Annotated in this window: 3 protein-coding genes and 1 pseudogene; 2 read left to right on the top strand and 2 right to left on the bottom strand. The window is 65.9% G+C overall.

All coding sequences use genetic code 11. The annotated features are described in order from the left end of the window. Window positions 1–237 (bottom strand): annotated as a pseudogene (locus G3N97_RS37885) (AraC family transcriptional regulator); the annotation flags it as partial. A gap of 139 nt (window positions 238–376) precedes the next feature. On the opposite strand from G3N97_RS37885, the gene G3N97_RS37880 reads away from it, so the two are divergent. Then, window positions 377–1018, top strand: a complete 642-nt coding sequence (locus G3N97_RS37880) for an HD domain-containing protein (protein WP_065063836.1) — start codon at window positions 377–379, stop codon at window positions 1016–1018. 106 nt (window positions 1019–1124) lie between these two features. On the opposite strand, the gene G3N97_RS37875 is transcribed toward G3N97_RS37880, so the two are convergent. Further along, window positions 1125–2399 (bottom strand): MFS transporter, encoded by a 1275-nt coding sequence (locus G3N97_RS37875; protein WP_205997863.1) that lies wholly within the window; start codon window positions 2397–2399, stop codon window positions 1125–1127. 161 nt (window positions 2400–2560) lie between these two features. Between G3N97_RS37875 and G3N97_RS37870 the strand changes: the two genes are divergently transcribed. After that, a partial coding sequence (locus tag G3N97_RS37870) for a LysR family transcriptional regulator (RefSeq protein WP_205997864.1) occupies window positions 2561–2737 on the top strand: 177 nt, incomplete at its 3' end.

Here is a 2737-nt window from a genome sequence, read left to right as displayed (position 1 = left end):
GGGCGCACCGGCGACGAGCAAGGTGTCGATGCGCTCCGTCGTCTGCCCCGCCACCGCGTCGGGCAGCAGACGCGCGCCCGACGAACTGCGGATCGGGCCCGCGCGGCACGCGATCACGCGCAGGTCGTAGAACGCGCGGCCCGACTCCGTGTTGGCCTGGGCGAAGACGTCGAGCGGGCCGCTCACGTCGAGCAGCTGCACGCCGGGCAGCGCGAGAATGGCGACGATTCTGGGCATGAGGATCGGGCTCCGGAGGGCACGCGGGCGCTATGTCCTGATTCCGCGTGAAATGGCAGAAATCGACGTTCTCAGTCGAATCCAGACAATGCTAGCACAGTCCAGAATGACTTCCACACCCACCCGACGGAGTCCCGCCATGAGCCTCGAACTCGCAGACGTTGCCATCCCCGATAGCCAGCTTGCACGCGAAATCACCGAATTCGTGCGCGATACCGAATCGCCCTTGCTGTTCAACCATTCGAGCCGCGTGTATTACTTCGGCGCGCTCGCGGGCCTCAAGCGCGAGCTGAAGTTCGACCGCGAGCTGCTCTATGCGGGCGCGATGTTTCACGACGTCGGCCTCACGCACGCGCACAGCAGCGCGCACGAGCGCTTCGAGGTGGACGGCGCGAACGCGGCGCGCGATTTCCTGCGCGCGCGCGGCATCTCGCAACAGGATATCGATCTCGTGTGGACGTCCATCGCGCTTCACACCACGCCTGGCATCCCTCAGCATATGCATCCGGTGATCGCGCTGGTGACGGCGGGCGTCGAAATGGACGTGCTCGGCCTCACGTATCACGAGTACAGCCACGCCGAGCGCGACGCCGTGGTGCACGCGCATCCGCGCACGCCGCATTTCAAGGAAGACATCATTCAGACCTTCTACGACGGCATCAAGCACAAGCCGGAGACGACCTTCGGCAACGTGAAGGCCGACGTGCTCGCCGACAAGGATCCGCACTTCCATGCGGGCAACTTCTGCAGCGTGATCCGCTGTTCGGCTTGGGCCGCGTGAAGTACGTGCGAAGTTCGCGTGAAAGTTCGCGTGAATAAAAAAAGCGCGCAGCCGGTGAATCCGGCGCGCGCCTGTTTGCACGACGTACTCGTCGTGACTTGCGGCTTCAAATCGGCGCGCGAGCGAGCGCCTGTCTGCGTGCGATCACGATGCCCAGCGCGCCGCACGCTGCCAGCAACGCGAACGCAAAGCCCGCCACCGACGGCCACTGCCCTTTCTGCCAGAACCAGCCGCCCCACGAACCCAGCACGCTCGATCCGAGGTAATACGCCAGCAGATAGAGCGACGTGGCGTGGCCCTTCGCGCCGTCCGCGAGTTGCCCGACCCAGCCGCTCGCGACCGAATGCGTCGTGAAGAAACCCACGGTCAGCACCACGATGCCGATCACCACCAGCGCAAGCACGCTCGACAAGGTGAGCGCGAGCCCGACGGCCGCGACGATCACGCCGCCGATCAGCACCGGCGCGCGGCCGCAGCGATCCGCGAGCGCACCCGCCGCCGACGCCGCCACGATGCCCGCGAAATACGCGCAGAAGATCATGCCGGTTTGCGTCGCGCTCAGATCGAACGGCGGCGCGAGCAGACGAAAGCCCGCGTAGTTATAGACCGTCACGAACACGCCCATCGCGAGGCAGCCGGTGGCGAACACGGCAGGCAGCGTCGACGCCGACAGATGCTTGCGCCACAGCGCGACATGATGCGCCGGGCTCAGATCGGCGCGGCGCACGAAGTGGCGCGACGCGGGCAGTAGCGCGAAGAACGCCAGCGCCGCGATCACGTCGATCACACCGATCGTCAGCATGGCCGTGCGCCATGACAGATGCTCCGCGAGCCAGCTCATGCCGACGCGCCCGATCATGCCGCCGAACGCGGTGCCGCCCACGTACAGCCCCATCGCGAGACCGAGACCGCCCGCGGAGATTTCCTCGGCGAGATAGGCCATCGCCACCGCCGGGACGCCGCCGAGCGCGAAGCCTTCCAACGCGCGCGCGATCAGAATGCCGTGCCACGACGGTTCGAGCGCGGCGATCACGTTGAAGAGCGCGGCCAGCGTCATCGATACGAAGATCAGACCGCGCCGCCCGACGCGCTCGGACAACGCGCCCGCGCAGAGGATCGAAATCGCGAGCAGGCCCGTCGAGAGCGAGAGCGACAACGAACTTTGCGCCGCGCCGATATGGAACTCGCTCGCGAACACGGGCAGCAGCGGCTGCACGCAATAGAGCAGCGAGAAGGTCGCGAAACCGGCGAGAAATAACGCGATGCTGATGCGCCGGTACGCGGACGAACCGGGATCGACGCCCGTGCGGGCCGAGGCTGGCGAAGGTGCGGATGAAGCGGCAGGCGACGCACGGCGCGTCGCGGCGGATTGAGTGCTCATGATGACGGGGCCTCGCGGCTGGCTGCAATGACGAGGCAAATTGTCCCGCTGCTTCGTTATACTGTCCAATATATGGAACTGGCTAACGCAATATGTTTTAGCACTGGCTCGCCAGCCTATCCGTCACGCCTGAGCACGCCCACCGGAACCCGAGGCATCGCATGGAACTCCGTCATCTGCGCTATTTCGTAGCCGTCGCCGTCGAGCGCAACTTCACCCGCGCCGCCGAAAAGCTCGGCATCGGCCAGCCGCCGCTGAGCCAGCAGATCAAGAGTCTCGAACGCGAACTGGGCGTCGAACTGTTCGTGCGCACGCCGCAAGGCGCGGCGCTCACGCAA

The sequence above is a fragment of the Paraburkholderia sp. Ac-20347 genome (assembly GCF_017104805.1).
Classification (GTDB): domain Bacteria; phylum Pseudomonadota; class Gammaproteobacteria; order Burkholderiales; family Burkholderiaceae; genus Paraburkholderia; species Paraburkholderia tropica.
The sequence above is the reverse complement of the archived record's forward strand: the minus strand, read 5'-3'. Positions and strand labels throughout refer to the sequence as shown.

Coding starts and splice junctions, on each gene's coding strand:
- G3N97_RS37875 (WP_205997863.1), bottom strand. CDS start 2,399: ATGAGCACTCAATCCGCCGCGACGCGCCGTGCGTCGCCTGCCGCTTCA.
- G3N97_RS37880 (WP_065063836.1), top strand. CDS start 377: ATGAGCCTCGAACTCGCAGACGTTGCCATCCCCGATAGCCAGCTTGCA.